Source organism: Vannielia sp. SX4, from assembly GCF_052828525.1.
The window spans coordinates 2,559,916-2,575,118 of the sequence record NZ_CM128247.1 but is presented as its reverse complement, the minus strand read 5'-3'; the positions used below and the strand labels follow the sequence as shown (position 1 = coordinate 2,575,118).

Genomic DNA, 15,203 nt, shown 5'->3' with positions numbered 1-15,203 from the left:
GCTCCTTCGGGAGATCTTATTGCAGAACGTCCGGGCGGTTCTGCACCGCCCGTTTGTAAGTTTGATGACAGTGGGAGAGAGCCGTGTTGGCCCCCTGCCCTCGTGTCCCTCAGCTCTCGGCAGCGGCTTCTTCAGCCGGAGCTTCGGCAGGCGCCTCTTCGGCACCGGCTTCGGCGGCGAGCGCCTCTTCTACGGCAGCCTCTTCCAGAGCGCCAATGTCAACGCCAGCAGCGCCCATCTGGGCGGTCATGCCGTCGAGCGCGGCGCGGGCCACGAGGTCACAGTAAAGAGCGATGGCCCGGGCGGCGTCATCGTTGCCGGGGATGATGTAATCCACACCGTCGGGCGAGCAGTTGGTGTCGACCACGGCCACAACCGGAATGCCCAGCTTTTTGGCTTCGGCAATGGCGAGGTCTTCCTTGTTCACGTCGATGACGAACAGCAGGTCGGGCAGGCCGCCCATCTCGCGGATGCCGCCAAGCGAGGCCTGCAGTTTGGCCTGCTCGCGCTCCATGCCAAGGCGCTCTTTCTTGGTGAGGCCGGCAAAACCGATGGAGGATTCTTCGTCGATGGCCTTCAGGCGCTGGATCGACTGGGAGACGGTCTTCCAGTTGGTCAGCGTGCCACCGAGCCAGCGGTGGTTCATGTAGTACTGTGCGCATTTCTCAGCGGCTTCGGCGATCGGGCGCTGAGCCTGACGCTTGGTACCGACAAAGAGGATGCGGCCGTTCTTGGCCACGGTCTCACGCACGACATTGAGCGCGGCGTCCAGCATCGGGACGGTCTGCGTCAGGTCGAGAATGTGAATGCCGTTGCGATCACCGTAGATGAACTCGCCCATGCGGGGGTTCCACCGCTGGGTCTGGTGACCGAAGTGAACGCCAGCTTCAAGCAGCTGACGCATGGAGAAATCAGGGAGCGCCATGTCCAAATCCTTTTCCGGTTTGCGCCTCGGCGGGATCATGAGGGCTGTTGCCCAACCGGCGGACCTTTGCGGGATGTCTCCCCGCAGGGCCCAAACCCCGCCTGTGAAGTGAGCGCGCGTTTAACGCGGGTGGCAGAAACTTGCAAGCCCCTCCTCACTTCCTATCTGTATTAGGACAAAGACCCGCCCTCGTGTTATTCTGGCGGCAGAATTTGACAGACGACCTTTGAATACGACCCATTTGATCGAGAGGCAAAGCTATGCTTGCTGCCCGACTGACCGACTTTCATGTGTGCCCGCTGGTCACACCCGGCGTTCCCCCAATCCCGCACGTTGGCGGCCCGATCCTTCCGACCTGCTCCATTAATGTGCTCACCTGCAACATGCCGCAGGCCCGTCTGACCGATAAGGCCCTGTGCGTCGGCCCGCCCGATGTCATCGTGTTCGGCTCACCGCTGGTTCTGGTGAACAACCTGCCTGCGGCCCGCTTGGGAGACCCCTGTGCCCACGGTGGCGCAATCACCACGGGCTGCCCGACCGTCCTCATCGGCCAGACATACGTGCCCGGCACCATGCTCCAGAACGCGGCTATGGGGGTGAACCCATCGGGCAGCGTGGTGAATTGCGGCAACTCCATCGACGCGGTGCTCGACCGTCTGGATGGCACAGACCCCAATGCTGTGGCACCGGCCACGCGGGACGGGCTCTTCTCGGACATCGAGGCGCGGCACAACACCAACCTGCAATGGAACTCGAGCTTTCAGGACGCCTTCGACGCCGTGCAGCAGGGCGGCCCAGGCACGCGCGCCATCGTGGGCATCATCTATCCCAACAATGGCGGCTCGCATGTGGTTGTCATGGCCAATGATCGTGGCACGGTGGGAATCGTAGAAAGCCAGGATTGGGGGCCGGGGCAACGCCAAGAGGTGATCACCGATGCGAACAGGGCGAATACGCGCTACAATGGCTCTGGCAACAGCAATGTTGGCTGGGGCATTGTGCCTTGAGCCGGGAGCGAAGGTGATGGCCGAAGAGCGGATCACACAAGAGCGGGCGCAGGCACTGGTCGAGGAAGAAATCTCCTCGCACAGCGACCATGATTTCGTGATCGAGGACGACCGGACCATGGAACGTACTTATGGCTGGATCTTCTTCTACAACACCCGCGCCTTTCTCGCCTCGGGCGACCCGATGGATACGATGCCCGGCACCGGGCCGATCGTGGTGTTGCATGACGGCTCTGTGGTCCCCATGCCCACTTCGATGCCACCAGAGCAGGCAATTCTCCGTTTCGAGGAGATGCTGGAAGACCCTGAGATGCTGCCGGAACACATGAAGTAGCCCGCCGCGGCGCACGGCAGGGCTTGCCCCGGGCGCGCGGTGAGGCCACAAGGCGGGCATGTCGGCCTCTTCCATTCTCTGCATCGGTTCCGTTCTTTGGGATGTTATCGGACGCACACCTGCCTCGATGCGGCTGGGCGCCGATGTGCCCGGCAGGATCACCCGCATTCCGGGTGGTGTGGCGCTCAACATCGCAATGGCCCTGCGCCGTGCGGGGCTTGCGCCTGTGTTGCTCAGCTCCGTGGGCCGCGACGGGCCGGGCGATGAACTCGTTGCGCGCTGCACGCTTCTGGGCCTCGACACAGGATATCTGCATCGCTCCGACGATCTGCCGACCGACACCTATATGGCCATCGAGGGTGCCGGGGGGCTGGTGGCGGCGCTGGCGGATGCGCATTCACTCGAGGCGGCGGGAGACCGAATCCTCGCACCCTTGCGGGATGGCCGCCTCGGAAGTGCTGACGCCCCCTACCCCGGTCTAATCGCTCTGGACGGCAACCTGACCGAAACGCTCTTGGCCGAAATCGCAGAGAGCCCGTTGTTCGCCGCCGCCGACCTGCGCGTGGCGCCCGCCTCACCCGGCAAGGCGGAGCGCCTCCTGCCGCTCCTTGGTCATGGTGGCACCACGCTCTACCTCAATCGCGAGGAGGCTGGACTGCTTGCGCAGAAAGGCTTCGATGACGCCGAGAGCGCCGCGAAGGCGCTGGTCAAGCGCGGCGCGGGCCGGGTGCTCGTCACCGACGGAGGCCGCGCCACATGCGATGCGTCCCAAAACGCGTCCCATGTGTCCACGCCGCCTGAAGTCATGGTCGAACGCGTCACTGGCGCGGGTGACACCTTCATGGCTGCCCACATCGCCGCCGAGGCGGAAGGAATGGACCGACCCGCAGCGCTCGCCCATGCCCAGGCCGTAACGGCGGCCTATGTATCTGGAGAAACCCGCCTGTGAAGATGAATGTCACGCAAGAAGTCTCTGATGCGATTGCAGAAGGCCGCCCTGTTGTGGCGCTGGAAAGCACTATTATCACCCACGGCATGCCTTACCCGCAAAACGTGGAAACGGCCCGCGCCGTAGAGGATGACATTCGGGCCGCTGGGGCCGTTCCGGCCACCATCGCCGTGCTCGAAGGGGCGCTCTGTGCCGGCCTCACCGAGGCACAGCTCGATTCGCTGGGGCAGGCGACTGGGGTAGCCAAACTTTCCCGCGCCGACATGGCACACTGCCTCGCGACCGGTGGCACGGGGGCAACGACCGTTGCCGCCACGATGATCGGCGCACGCCTTGCAGGCATCGAGGTCTTCGCCACCGGCGGAATCGGTGGTGTGCATCGCGGCGCAGAGTTCAGCTTTGATGTATCTGCAGATCTCCAGGAACTCGCCAAAACTCCTGTGAGCGTGGTGGCCGCGGGCGCCAAGGCCATCCTCGATATCCCGAAGACGCTGGAAGTGCTCGAAACCTTTGGCGTTACGGTCATCACGATGGGGCAAAAGGACTTTCCTGCCTTCTGGTCGCGCAGCTCCGGCCTGCCCTCGCCCCTTTCGGCTGAGACCGCCGCGGAAGTGGCAAACGCTCATGTGATGCGCGGCGCGATGGGACTGGAAGGCGGGCAACTGGTGGCCAATCCGATACCGATGGAAGCTGAGATTCCGGCCGAAGAACTGGCCCCGGTGATCGCCGAGGCTCTCGCGGCCGCCGAGGCTGAAGGGATCGCCGCAAAGGCCGTTACCCCCTTCCTGCTCGACCGGATATTTCACGCGACCGAGGGCCGCTCACTGACCGCCAATATCGCCCTCGTGCGCCACAACGCCCGGCTCGCTGCCGAAATCGCAGGCGAAATCGTTAAAATTCGCGCCGTTAAGCAGGGTTAACGCCCTCGCTCCCTTGCGAGCGGCCCCGGCGGCGCATATTTCTCATGCAACCGCCCAAGGAGTGCCCGTAACACGATGGCCAAGACGCCACCGCCACCCGAAAATCCGCTCGACCCGAAACCCTACCGGCGCCCCGGTTGGCTCTCGGGTCTGCGCTCGTCGTTCTTTACCGGTCTGGTCGTTGTTGGCCCCGTTGCCGTGACCATCTGGCTGATCTGGACGGTCGTGGGCTGGGTCGATGGCGTGGTCATGCCCTTTGTGCCGGGCGCCTATCACCCCGAGACGCTGATCAACAAATACTTCAACTGCGCCGACTGTGAGCCGATCCGGGTCAACATCCGCGGCGTCGGTGTGGTGGTCTTCCTCCTGTTCACAGTGCTCGTTGGCTGGATGGCCAAAGGCTTCCTCGGCCGTTCGTTCCTTCGCTGGGCCGAGAGCCTTGTGGACCGCATGCCCGTGGTCCGCTCCATCTACAACGGCCTGAAGCAGATCGCCGAAACCGTCTTCGCGCAGACCGAGACGAACTTCGACAAGGCCTGCCTTGTCCAATACCCACGCCATGGCATCTGGGCGATTGCCTTCATCTCGACTAAGGCCAAGGGGGAAATCGCCAAGAAGTCGCCGGTTGAGGACGAGATGGTCTCAGTGTTCCTGCCGACCACGCCCAATCCGACCTCTGGCTTCCTGCTTTTTGTGCCCCGCAAGGATGTGATCATCCTCGACATGACCGTGGAAGACGCCGCAAAGCTCGTGATCTCCGCGGGGCTCGTCTACCCATCCGACAAGATCCCGGCTGCCCTTCCAGAAGCCGCTCAAGCGGTCGAAGAGCGCGAAAAAGGCGCTGCCTGAGTCCATTGCCGCGATTCCGGGCGCTCCGTTGACAGCATTTGCGGCAATTCTGCGACATTACCGCCACATCTTGTGGCTGGACAGACGCGCTTTCTTGCGGCCAAACACGTTATGCCTAAGTTCACCTAAAGCAGATCCAGAATGGGATGTTCCCGATGAAATTCTTTTACGCAGGCCTTCTCTCCGCCGCCCTCGCCGCCCCGGCTTTTGCCGGTGGCATGAACGAGCCGGTGATGGAGCCGACGGTCACGACCGATGAGCCGCAGATGAGCCGTGACACCATTGCCGAAGACACCGCGTCTTCTGGCAGCCATGACATCATCGTGCCGATCACCGCGCTGATCCTCTTCGGGGTCGCGGTCGCCAACTGATCCGGCTATAGCCGCAGCCATGAGGCCGCGCGGAGTTCTCCGCTGCGGCCTTTTGCGCGTTTTCTACTCATCAAATGTGCGCCCCAGCCCGTCGCCGTAAATCGCAGCGAGATCAACGCTGCTCTCTCTCCCCACCTTGCTTCCGTGTTGCCCCAAGAACCGGGCCGCAGCCCGGCGGCCGGCTTCTTTGAGTTCGCTCATCACGTAGGGGTTCGGTACGGTCTTGGTGGCAACCGATAGGTCGTTCATCAGGTCGTCGTCGGCGATCATGTGCACGCGCACGTTCTTCATCACCCCCTCCGGCACAGTGCCGCTTTCGATCAGGCGATGCACGAAGGCGATGGCACGAAGCTCGCTCATAAGGGAGGCGTTGAAGCTGATCTCGTTGACCCGGTTGGCGATGTCTTGCGGCGTTTGCGGCAGTTCCTCGCGCTCCAGCGGGTTGATATTGATGATGATGATGTCGTCCGGCAGGTGCCGCGCGAATAGCGGAAACAGCGCGGGATTGCCCGTGTAGCCACCGTCCCACCAAAACTCATCGGTTCTAGTCACCGGATCTTTGGCCTCGACGGCCCGGAACAACGTGGGCAAGCAAGCGGAGGCAAGGATCACATCGGGCGTGATCTCTTCTCCCCGGAACATCCGGATGCGCCCCGTGCGGACGTTGGTGGCGGATACGTAAAAGTCGGGCCCGCGCTCGTGGCACACGTGGTTGTAGTCGAAGGTTTCGACCACCTTGCGTAGCGGGTTTTCGTAGAGCGGGCCGAGACTGTAGGGCGAGGCTACTCGCGCGGCTGTCTCTTGCAACCAGTAGGCCGGCGAGTATTCCAGCATCTGGCTCACCACCTGTGCGGAGGGTGCGAAGGGGGCCAGCCAATGGGTGATCTCATTGTCGGGCAAGGCCCCCATGCGCTCCCAGAGCCAATCGAGGTTCGCGCGGGCGACCTCGTTGCCCTCCACCACATCGCCATCTGCCAGCCCACGCACGAGCCCCGCCTTCAGCGCCGCGCCATTGACCGCCCCGGCGGAGGTGCCGGAGATTGCAGCGATCTCGAACTCGCCGGTCTCCAGCAGCCGGTCCAGCACGCCCCAGGTGAAGGCGCCATGGGCCCCTCCCCCCTGAAGCGCAAGGTTGACTGCGATCTTCTGTTTCTTCGCCAACGGATCAGCTCGCGGTCCAGCCACCATCGGCGCTGATCGTGGTGCCGGTGATTTGCGAGGCATGATCGGAGCAAAGGAACACGGCAAGGCCACCAAGCTGCTCGACCGTCACGAATTCCTTGGAGGGCTGCTTTTCAAGGATGACCTTCTCGACCACCTCGTCCTCCTTCATCTTGTACTCCTTCGCCGTGTCGGGGATCTGCGCCTCGACCAGCGGGGTCAGTACATAGCCGGGGCAGATCGAATTAGCCGTGATCGGTTCGCGGGCGGTCTCAAGGCCGACCGTCTTGGTCATGCCGACAATCCCGTGCTTGGCCGAGATATAGGCCGACTTGTAGGGCGAAGCGCGCAGACCGTGTGCGGAGGCGATGTTGATGATGCGGCCCCAGCCGGCCTTGCGCATCATTGGCAGGGCAGCGGCGGTCGTGTGAAACGCCGACGAAAGGTTGATGGCGATGATCGCATCCCATTTTTCCATCGGGAACTCGTCAATCGGGGCGACGTGCTGGATGCCCGCGTTGTTCACGAGGATGTCGCAGGCGCCCGCCTCTTCGATCAGCTTGCGGCACTCCTCGCCCTTGCTCATGTCGGCCTTGATGTAGCGCGCCTCGACCCCATGGGCCTTGCCGATCTCATCGGCAAGCGCGTGATCTTCCTTGCGGTCGGTGAACGAGTTGAGCACCACGTTGGCCCCTGCCCCGGCCAATGCCCGCGCGACGCCAAGGCCGATCCCCGAGTTGGACCCGGTGATGACGGCGGTTTTGCCTTTGAGAGACATCTCTCTTCTCCTTTGTGAAATTCTGTCGGTGCAAAGCATAGATGCTGCACTTGCAAAGGAAACGGCGAATGTCGAAAGACGTTCCGGGGCTGCGTCAGTTTGTCGGCGTCAGAGCTGGGCAGCGATGGCGGTTGTGTCGATCAGCGAGTGAACCTCCGCGATCAACCCCTGCTCGTAGCGATAGAACACGTGCTCAGTGAACTGCACCCGTCGTCCGTTGACCGGCAAGCCGAAGAGTTTCCCGACCGGCGTGCAATCAAAGCTCAGTCGCGCGGCGATGTGCTCGGGCTCGGCAACCAGGTGCGCGATGTTGAAACGCAAGTCGGGAATCGCCCGAAAATCACCCTCCAACATGGCCCGGTACCCGGCCAGCCCGAGGGGGCTACCGTTGTGGCTCGCCTCTTCGTGAACGTGCTCGCCGAGCTTTTCCCACTCCTGCCGATTGAGGCAGTCGATATAGCCGTGGTAGGCGGCGATCCAGGCGTCGCGGGTCATGAAACCACTCCGATATCCGGCTCCGAAATCGGGCCAAAAAAAAGCGCCCGCACAAGGCGGGCGCAAGTTATTGAGGCAGGTTTCATACAGGCAAGAAACCTATCGAGCAGTGCCCTCTTTATACGCGTTCTGCCGCGTATGTCCAAGGTAAAAGTTTGAAAAGGCTGAACTCCGCCGCTAGGATTTGGGTCAAATAAACAAGGGCAGACAGGGATTGTTGCCAATATGGCCTATCATTTTTTCCAAGCAGCTTCACGGGTTTGCGCGACGCTCGCTCTGGTTTCCCTCGGGGGATTCGCCGGAGCCGAGCCAAAACATGGCATCGCCATGTATGGTGAGCCCGCTTTGCCGGCCGATTTTACCGCCCTGCCCTACGTCAATCCCGATGCGCCGAAGGGCGGCGAATACGTGCAAAGCGAGATCGGCAGTTTCGACTCGATGCACCCGTTCATCCTCAAGGGCCGCTCCCCGTGGGCTTGGCGCGAGTTCGGTTTCGAGACCCTCATGGGCCGCAGTCAGGACGAGCCATTTACCCTCTACGGCCTGTTGGCTGAAACAGTCGAAACCGGGCCAAACCGCGAGTGGGTCGAGTTCACTTTGCGGCCCGAGGCTCGGTTCAACGACGGCTCGCCCGTGACCGTTGAAGATGTGATGTGGTCCTACGAGACCCTCGGCACGCTCGGCCATCCGCGCTACCACACCGCCTGGAAGAAGGTGGCGAAGATGGAGCAGGTCGGCGAGCGCGGCGTGCGCTTCACCTTCAACGAGGCCGACAACGAACTGGCCCTCCTGATGGGCATGCGTCCGATTGTCAAGAAGGCTGATTGGGAGGGTATCGACTTTGAAGAAGCGTCGATGCGTGTGCCTGTTGGCTCCGGTCCCTACGTGATCGAAAACGTCGATCCGGGCCGCTCCATCACCATGCGGCGCAACCCCGATTGGTGGGGTAAGGACTTGCCGTTCAACCGCGGCCAGCACAACTTCGACACCCTCCGCTACGAGTGGTTCGGTGATAGCGATGTCGCCTTCGAAGCCTTCCGCGCAGGCGAACTCAGCTACAACCGCGAGAACAACGTTGCCAAGTGGAACAGCTCCTACGACTTTCCCTCCGTGCAGTCGGGCGATGTGGTGAAGGCGCTGATCCCGCATGAGCGGCCCTCGGGCATCACCGGGCTGGTGATGAACACCCGCAAGCCGCTCTTCGAGGACTGGCGCGTGCGCGAGGCGATGATCCTCGCCTTCAACTACGAGTTCATCTCAGACAAGCTGAACGATGGCGGCGACCCGCGGATCTGCTCCTATTTCTGCAACTCCGAACTTGCGATGAAGCCGGGTGCAGCTGAGGGGAAGGTGGCAGAGTTGCTGGCACCCTTCGCAGCGGACCTTCCGCCTGGCACCATCGAAGGCTATGAGCTGCCCGTCGGCGACGGCTCGGTCCGCAACCGCGCAAACGTCCGGGCCGCGATGGACCTGCTTAACGAGGCCGGCTGGACCGTGGATGACGCCGGTGTGCTGCGCAATGAAGCGGGCGATGCCTTCGCCTTCGAGATCCTCCTGCAAACCGGCGCCCCACAGCCTGCCAACATCGCCGAGCTCTACGTCGAAGGGCTGAAGCGGCTGGGCATAGATGTGACGATCGAGGCTATCGACCGAGCGCAGTACCGCGAGCGGACCGACAATTACGACTTCGATATGACCTGGTACACCCGGCCCCTCTCCATGTCGCCCGGCAACGAGCAGACGCTTTACTGGGGCTCTGCGGGCGTGACCGAGCCAGGTACCCGCAACTGGATGGGCATGAACTCTCCCGCCGCCGAGGCGATGATCCGTGCGATGCTCGAAACCGAGGATCGCGAGGTGTTTCTTGCGGCCGTGCATGGCCTTGACCGTGTTCTGACCGCCGGGCGCTACGTGATCCCGATCTGGTACAGCCCCGAGGCGCGGCTCGCGTTTAAGAAAGAGATGAGATACAACGCCGAGCACCTGCCAGCCTATGGCGACTGGGCCGGTTTCCTTCCGGATGTGTGGTGGTGGCAGGCGGAGTGATCCGCCCTGCCCTCCTTGCACTCGCCCTCAGTTCGTTGGCGATGACGGTTCGGGCCGAAACGCTTGAAATCCCCGGCCCCGAGGGACCTTTGCAAGGAGAATTGCTCCTCCCTGAGCGCGCGACCCACGCCGTAGTGATCGTGCCGGGCTCCGGCCCGATCGACCGCGATGGCCGATTTTCCACCGGTCGCGGCGCGCTCAGCTACAAGCTTCTGGCCGAGGCCTTGGCCGCAGAGGGCGTGGCGAGCCTGCGGATCGACAAGCGCGGGCTGTTCGGCAGCAAGGCGGCCATCTCCGACCCGGAGGCGGTAACGGTTGAAGCCTATGGCGAAGACGTAGCCCATTGGGCGACAGAGCTCGCAGGCCGGATGGGCCAAAGCTGCGTCTGGCTCGCCGGCCATTCCGAGGGTGGGCTGGTGTCACTCGCCACCGCCTCTGCCGGCGCGCCCCACATCTGCGGGCTCGTTCTGCTCGCGGCGCCCGGGCGCCCGCTGTCGGTGATCCTGCGCGAGCAACTTGCGCGACAACCGCTCGCCCGGGCCTATGACGACGAGATGGAGCGGATCTTCAGCACCCTCGAGCGCGGCGAGCGGGTCGATATCGAAACACTCAGCCCCGCACTGCGCCAGCCTTGGCGCGACAGCATTCAGGGATTTCTCATCAACCTTTTCTCCAAGGACCCGGTCGCGCTGGCCCGGGCCTATAGCGGCCCCATTCTGGTCATCCAGGGTGCCCGTGACGTTCAGATCACGCCCGTCGATGCCGCAGCGCTTGTCGGCGCCAATCCTCGCGCCACTTTGCGCATCTTCGCTCTCATGACCCACATGCTGAAGGACGATGTGGAGGGCGCGCCCTATGCCACTTATGAGGACCCAGACGTACCGCTGACCGATGGCCTGGCCTCTGAAATCGCCGCTTTCATCAGCAACCCAGCAGCCGTTGCACGTTAACCGTGCATTAAGCACTGCTTCCTACCCTCACGGCCTATCAACCATGACGCGAATTGATGGGAATCGGAAAATGCGATACGCTCCGGAGGACTTGGGAGGACAATCGATGGCTTGGAAACAGCTCTTCGAGAACTGGGCGGACGCCCTGCCTAGGATCGTTGACCTTTACCCGCACGTGGATTGCGTTGCGCTTCAAAGGTTTCGCGGCAACCGGTCGCTCTTCGTTGCCTATCTCGCCGCCACCCACGACCTGACCCTGCGTGAGGCCGAAGAAGGGGTGCAAGACATGCTTCGGCGTTTCGGTCGAAGTCAGCTGGCAGAAGCGGCCTGATGGTGCCCTAGTCGAGCGAGGTGACCCAAAGGATCGTTGCATCCTCATCGCTCACCGACACCACGTTATGCCCCATCGTCGCATCGTAATACGCACTGTCGCCGCGTCGTAGCTCCACCGGGGCATAGAACTCGGTGTAGAGCTTGATAACACCTGTCAGCACATACAAAAACTCTTCCCCGTCGTGCCGCACCCAACCGTCGAACTCCTCCATCCGGCGGGCCCGAATACGGGCGCGATAGGGCAGCATCTTCTTCTGGGTCAATTGGCTTGCAAGCAGGTCATGCTCGTAGGTCGGGGTCATCTGATGATCCCCCTCGCCGCCCTTCGTCACGGCCATACGGCCGTTCACCTTCTCTTCACTCGGGGGAGTAAACAGCTGGGGCAGAGAAATTTTCAGCCCTTCGGCAAGCTTCTTCACCGCATCATAGGTGGGCGACATCTGACCGTTTTCGATTTTCGAAAGCGTTGAGCGGGCCAGACCCGCCTGTCGCGCCGCCTGTTCCAGCGTCCATCCTTGCGCGGTGCGCAGGCTCCGCACCCGCTCGCCCAGATCGAGCGGCGCGGCTTCGGCCTGCTGGCCACTTTCCCGCGCAATGCGGATCAGGCTCTTCGGATCGTCTCCCATGGCCAAGCGGTTTACGAGGCCCTTTGACCCCTTGCAAGCTCGGCCTGCCAGCGCTAGCAGGTTGGCCATGAGCACCCCTTGCCCCTCCCCGTTCAACATGGCTGCCTATGTGCTTGGTGCGGCTGAGAAAAATTCAGGCAAGACTGCGCTCGTTATCGCCGGTGCCAGCAATGCAAAACGCTGGCGCTACGGTGAAATCCGCGGTCATGTCGCAGGCATCGCCGCTGGCCTTCGAGAGCGCGGCCTCGTTCCTGGTGACCGCGTGCTCCTGCGCCTCGGCAACACGGTAGAGTTTCCACTCGCCTACCTAGGCGCGATCTGGGCAGGCCTTGTGCCCGTGCCAACGTCCGCCGCACTGACCGCCCCAGAGATCACCGCCATAGCCGCAGAACTCCGGCCTGCGCTCGTTATTGCAGGTGAAGGCGTTGCCTTGCCCGAGAACTCCGCACCAGTCCTTCCCGAAGCTGCGTTGCATGAGATGAAGGGTGAGATGGACCCCGAGATGGGAGACCCCAACCGCCTCGCCTACATCATCTACACTTCCGGCACCTCCGGACGCCCGCGCGGCGTCATGCACGCGCATCGTGCCGTCTGGGCGCGGCGGATGATGTGGGAGGGCTGGTATGACCTGAAAGAGGATGACCGGCTCCTCCACGCTGGCGCCTTCAACTGGACCTACACCCTTGGGACCGGCCTGATGGACCCTTGGGCACGCGGGGCCACGGCGGTCATCCCGGCAGCCGGCACCAAGCCCGAGCAACTCCCATTGCTCATGGCCCGTCATGATGCCACGATTTTTGCCGCCGCACCGGGCGTTTACCGGCAGATGTTACGGCACCATGAGGGGCTCTCCGCACCTAAACTGCGGCACGGCATTTCAGCTGGTGAGAAGCTACCTGAAGCAACGCGCACAGCTTGGAAGGCCGCGAGCGGAACCGAGATTTATGAGGCGCTCGGAATGTCCGAGTGCTCCACCTACGTTTCCGGCAGCCCCAACCGTCCGGCCCCGGAGGGCGCCAGCGGCTACCCACAGCCCGGTCGGCGGATCCGCGTCGGTGAAAACGGGCAATTGGCCATCCACCGCTCCGATCCCGGGCTGATGCTGGGTTACCTCGATGCCCCTGAGGAGACGGCGGAGCGGTTCGATGGCGAATGGTTTCTCACCGGAGACACAGTGGCGGAAGGCCCGGACGGCGCGATCACCTATCTGGGCCGCAACGATGACATGATGAACGCCGGAGGGTATCGCGTGTCGCCCCTTGAAATAGAGGCCGCGATGGCGGGGCACCCAAACATCACCGGTACCGCCGCAGTCGAGCACGAGGTGAAACCCTGCACCACAGTGATCCGATGCTTTTACACCGCCCCACAACCGATTGAAGTCGAAAGCCTTTCAAACTTCGCCGCAAGCCGTCTGGCGCGCTACAAGTGCCCCCGGATCTTCACTCATATCGAGGCGATCCCGACTAACGCCAACGGCAAGGTTAACCGCACAGTCCTGCGCAACCGGCCTCTCGACCCTGCGTAGGCGCACGCTGTGAAGGGGTTTTCGCCCTTTCCTCCTTCCCGCCCGCGTGACACATCTGACCCATGATCAAGCTCGATATCTTCTCCGACCCGATCTGCCCTTGGTGCTTCATCGGCAAGACCCTCCTCGACAGGGCGCTCACCGAAGCCGCGCAGAACCCCTTTACCATCGAGTATCACCCGTTCCAGCTGAACCCGGACATGCCCAAAGGCGGGATGGACCGGCGCGAGTATCTTGAGGCCAAATTTGGCGGCAAGGAGGGCGCGCTGGAGGTCTATGGTCGGATTGCCGAGGTGGCCGAGGAGGCCGGGTTGATGCTCAACCTGGCCGCAATCGAGCGCACCCCCAACACGCTGGATGCCCATCGGGTGATCCACTGGGCCGGGCTGGAGCAACGGCAGATCCCGGTCGTTTCAATGCTTTTCGACGCCTACTTCATGCAGGGCCGCGATATTGAGGACCACGAAGTCTTGGCCGACATCGCCGATAGCGCAGGGTGTGACGCAGCGGTCATTCAGCGCCTTTTGGCGAGCGATGCCGACGCGGATGACATCCGCGCCCGCGATGCCCACGCCCGGGAGCGCGGCGTTAGTGCGGTGCCGACCCACATCATCGCCAATCAGCATGTGGTGCCCGGCAGTCAACAGCCCGAGCTGTGGCTGAAACTCATCGACGAGATCAACGGCCAGATCGGATCCATTCAATGAGCCTTGCCGAAAGGGCGCCGTCCGCTGGGCGGTTGAGCCGGACGGAGTTCACCGCCCTGATGGCAATGCTCTTTGCCACCATCGCCTTTTCCACCGATGCGATGCTGCCGGCGATGCCGACCATTGTCGACGAGCTGACGCCGGATAGCCCCAACCGCGCGCAACTCATCATCACCTTCTTCATGCTCGGCATGGGGCTCGGCACCCTCGTCACCGGCCCGCTGTCCGACGCCTTCGGCCGCAAACCTACCATCCTCGCCTGCGCAGGGCTTTATATTGGTGGTTCAGTGCTGGCCTGGGTCGCGCCCTCACTGGAACTGCTGCTCGCCGCTCGTGTCATTCAGGGCCTTGGCGCCGCCGGTCCAAGGATTGTTGGCCTTGCAATTGTCCGTGATCAGTACTCCGGCCGCGAGATGGCCAAGCTTACGAGCTTCATCTTCCTCGTCTTTTCTCTCTTCCCCGCCTTCGCGCCCCTCATCGGCGAAGGTGTGATCACACTCTTTGGCTGGCGCTCGATTTTCTTGGTGTTCGTTCTTTTCATCGGAATTTCGTCACTGTGGCTGTTCTTCCGCCAACCCGAGACCTTACCGCAGGTCGCCAGAGTCCCCTTCTCCACCGAAACCTTGCTGGCGAACGTCAAAACGGTCGTTTCCAACCGGACCGTGCGGTTCACGATCGCCGTGCAAATCTTTATTTTCGCACAGCTTCTCACAATCATCTCCACCACCCAGCCGGTTTTTGACGAGGTGTTCGAAAAAGAGGCCAGCTTCGCGCTTTGGTTCGCGTTCATCGCGCTCTGTGCCAGCACATCCAGCTTTCTGAACGCGCGCTTCGTGATGACGGTCGGCATGCGCGGCATGGTGATCCGGGCGTTGGTCGCCGTTTCGGTCATCACGCTCTCAGCGCTTGTGATCACGCAGTTGACTGCCCACGCCTCCACGGCGCATTTCGTTGTCTATGTGATCTGGGTGATCACGATTTTCTACCAGATGGGCCTTACGATGGGGAACTTGAACGCCCTTGCTCTCGAGCCCATGGGCAAGCTGGCAGGCACGGCCACCTCGGTGATCGGAGCAATCTCGACGGCCCTTGCCGTGGTGGTGGGCACGCCCATCGGCCAGTTCTTCGACGGCACCACAACGCCCATCATCCTTGGGTGTTTCCTGTCAGGCCTCGTCGCACTTGGTCTGATGCTCTGGATGGGCAATCCGGATAAATCCTAGG

General features: G+C 62.5%; 17 protein-coding genes. 12 read left to right on the top strand and 5 right to left on the bottom strand.

The genetic code is table 11. The annotated features are described in order from the left end of the window. Positions 1-109: 109 nt before the first annotated feature. Positions 110-925, bottom strand: a complete 816-nt coding sequence (gene rpsB / locus ACUXVX_RS12695; RefSeq protein ID WP_446308583.1) for a 30S ribosomal protein S2 — start codon at positions 923-925, stop codon at positions 110-112. A 260-nt stretch (positions 926-1,185) separates the two neighbouring features. Between rpsB and ACUXVX_RS12690 the strand changes: the two genes are divergently transcribed. The 6 genes from ACUXVX_RS12690 to ACUXVX_RS12665 all read left to right on the top strand — a co-directional run bounded on the left by ACUXVX_RS12690 (position 1,186) and on the right by ACUXVX_RS12665 (position 5,355). Next, entirely contained in the window at positions 1,186-1,932 is a 747-nt protein-coding gene (locus ACUXVX_RS12690) for a PAAR domain-containing protein (protein ID WP_222469217.1), read from the top strand. Positions 1,933-1,948: 16 nt separating this feature from the next. Continuing rightward, the gene (locus ACUXVX_RS12685; RefSeq protein ID WP_446308582.1) at positions 1,949-2,266 is read left to right on the top strand and encodes a YrhB domain-containing protein; all 318 of its coding nucleotides are present in this window, start codon (positions 1,949-1,951) and stop codon (positions 2,264-2,266) included. Positions 2,267-2,324: 58 nt separating this feature from the next. Then, positions 2,325-3,215 (top strand): PfkB family carbohydrate kinase, encoded by an 891-nt coding sequence (locus ACUXVX_RS12680; RefSeq protein WP_446308581.1) that lies wholly within the window; start codon positions 2,325-2,327, stop codon positions 3,213-3,215. Between the two features lie 2 nt (positions 3,216-3,217). After that, positions 3,218-4,135, top strand: a complete 918-nt coding sequence (locus tag ACUXVX_RS12675) for a pseudouridine-5'-phosphate glycosidase (RefSeq protein ID WP_446308580.1) — start codon at positions 3,218-3,220, stop codon at positions 4,133-4,135. A 75-nt stretch (positions 4,136-4,210) separates the two neighbouring features. Next, entirely contained in the window at positions 4,211-4,984 is a 774-nt protein-coding gene (locus ACUXVX_RS12670) for a DUF502 domain-containing protein (protein WP_222469221.1), read from the top strand. 155 nt (positions 4,985-5,139) lie between these two features. Next, on the top strand, positions 5,140-5,355 hold the full coding sequence (locus ACUXVX_RS12665) for a hypothetical protein (RefSeq protein ID WP_446308579.1): 216 nt from the start codon (positions 5,140-5,142) through the stop codon (positions 5,353-5,355). 63 nt (positions 5,356-5,418) lie between these two features. Here the strand turns inward: ACUXVX_RS12665 and ACUXVX_RS12660 are convergent, their stop codons facing one another. The 3 genes from ACUXVX_RS12660 to ACUXVX_RS12650 all read right to left on the bottom strand — a co-directional run bounded on the left by ACUXVX_RS12660 (position 5,419) and on the right by ACUXVX_RS12650 (position 7,789). Further along, a complete protein-coding gene (locus ACUXVX_RS12660) occupies positions 5,419-6,516 on the bottom strand; it encodes a patatin-like phospholipase family protein (protein ID WP_446308578.1) in 1,098 nt (365 codons plus the stop codon). Positions 6,517-6,520: 4 nt separating this feature from the next. Continuing rightward, on the bottom strand, positions 6,521-7,294 hold the full coding sequence (locus ACUXVX_RS12655) for a 3-hydroxybutyrate dehydrogenase (RefSeq protein WP_446308577.1): 774 nt from the start codon (positions 7,292-7,294) through the stop codon (positions 6,521-6,523). A 108-nt stretch (positions 7,295-7,402) separates the two neighbouring features. After that, positions 7,403-7,789, bottom strand: coding sequence for an ester cyclase (locus ACUXVX_RS12650; RefSeq protein ID WP_446308576.1), 387 nt, complete (start codon positions 7,787-7,789; stop codon positions 7,403-7,405). Positions 7,790-8,014: 225 nt separating this feature from the next. Between ACUXVX_RS12650 and ACUXVX_RS12645 the strand changes: the two genes are divergently transcribed. From ACUXVX_RS12645 to ACUXVX_RS12635, 3 genes are all read left to right on the top strand, one after another. Next, positions 8,015-9,835, top strand: a complete 1,821-nt coding sequence (locus ACUXVX_RS12645; protein WP_446308575.1) for an extracellular solute-binding protein — start codon at positions 8,015-8,017, stop codon at positions 9,833-9,835. 101 nt (positions 9,836-9,936) lie between these two features. Further along, a complete protein-coding gene (locus ACUXVX_RS12640; protein WP_446308574.1) occupies positions 9,937-10,785 on the top strand; it encodes an alpha/beta hydrolase in 849 nt (282 codons plus the stop codon). A gap of 106 nt (positions 10,786-10,891) precedes the next feature. Then, the gene (locus ACUXVX_RS12635; protein ID WP_222493129.1) at positions 10,892-11,116 is read left to right on the top strand and encodes a hypothetical protein; all 225 of its coding nucleotides are present in this window, start codon (positions 10,892-10,894) and stop codon (positions 11,114-11,116) included. 7 nt (positions 11,117-11,123) lie between these two features. On the opposite strand, the gene ACUXVX_RS12630 is transcribed toward ACUXVX_RS12635, so the two are convergent. Further along, complete coding sequence (locus ACUXVX_RS12630) at positions 11,124-11,744, bottom strand: helix-turn-helix domain-containing protein (protein ID WP_446308573.1); 621 nt, start codon at positions 11,742-11,744, stop codon at positions 11,124-11,126. Positions 11,745-11,841: 97 nt separating this feature from the next. Between ACUXVX_RS12630 and ACUXVX_RS12625 the strand changes: the two genes are divergently transcribed. From ACUXVX_RS12625 to ACUXVX_RS12615, 3 genes are all read left to right on the top strand, one after another. Next, positions 11,842-13,272 carry a class I adenylate-forming enzyme family protein gene (locus tag ACUXVX_RS12625; RefSeq protein ID WP_446308572.1) on the top strand — a complete coding sequence of 477 codons (1,431 nt, stop codon included), beginning with the start codon at positions 11,842-11,844 and terminating at the stop codon, positions 13,270-13,272. Positions 13,273-13,334: 62 nt separating this feature from the next. Continuing rightward, positions 13,335-13,979 (top strand): DsbA family oxidoreductase, encoded by a 645-nt coding sequence (locus ACUXVX_RS12620; RefSeq protein WP_446308571.1) that lies wholly within the window; start codon positions 13,335-13,337, stop codon positions 13,977-13,979. Beyond that, positions 13,976-15,202: a multidrug effflux MFS transporter gene (locus ACUXVX_RS12615; RefSeq protein ID WP_446308570.1), complete on the top strand. Its 1,227-nt coding sequence runs from the start codon at positions 13,976-13,978 to the stop codon at positions 15,200-15,202. Before ACUXVX_RS12620 ends, ACUXVX_RS12615 begins: the two co-directional genes overlap by 4 nt. Position 15,203: the final 1 nt, after the last annotated feature.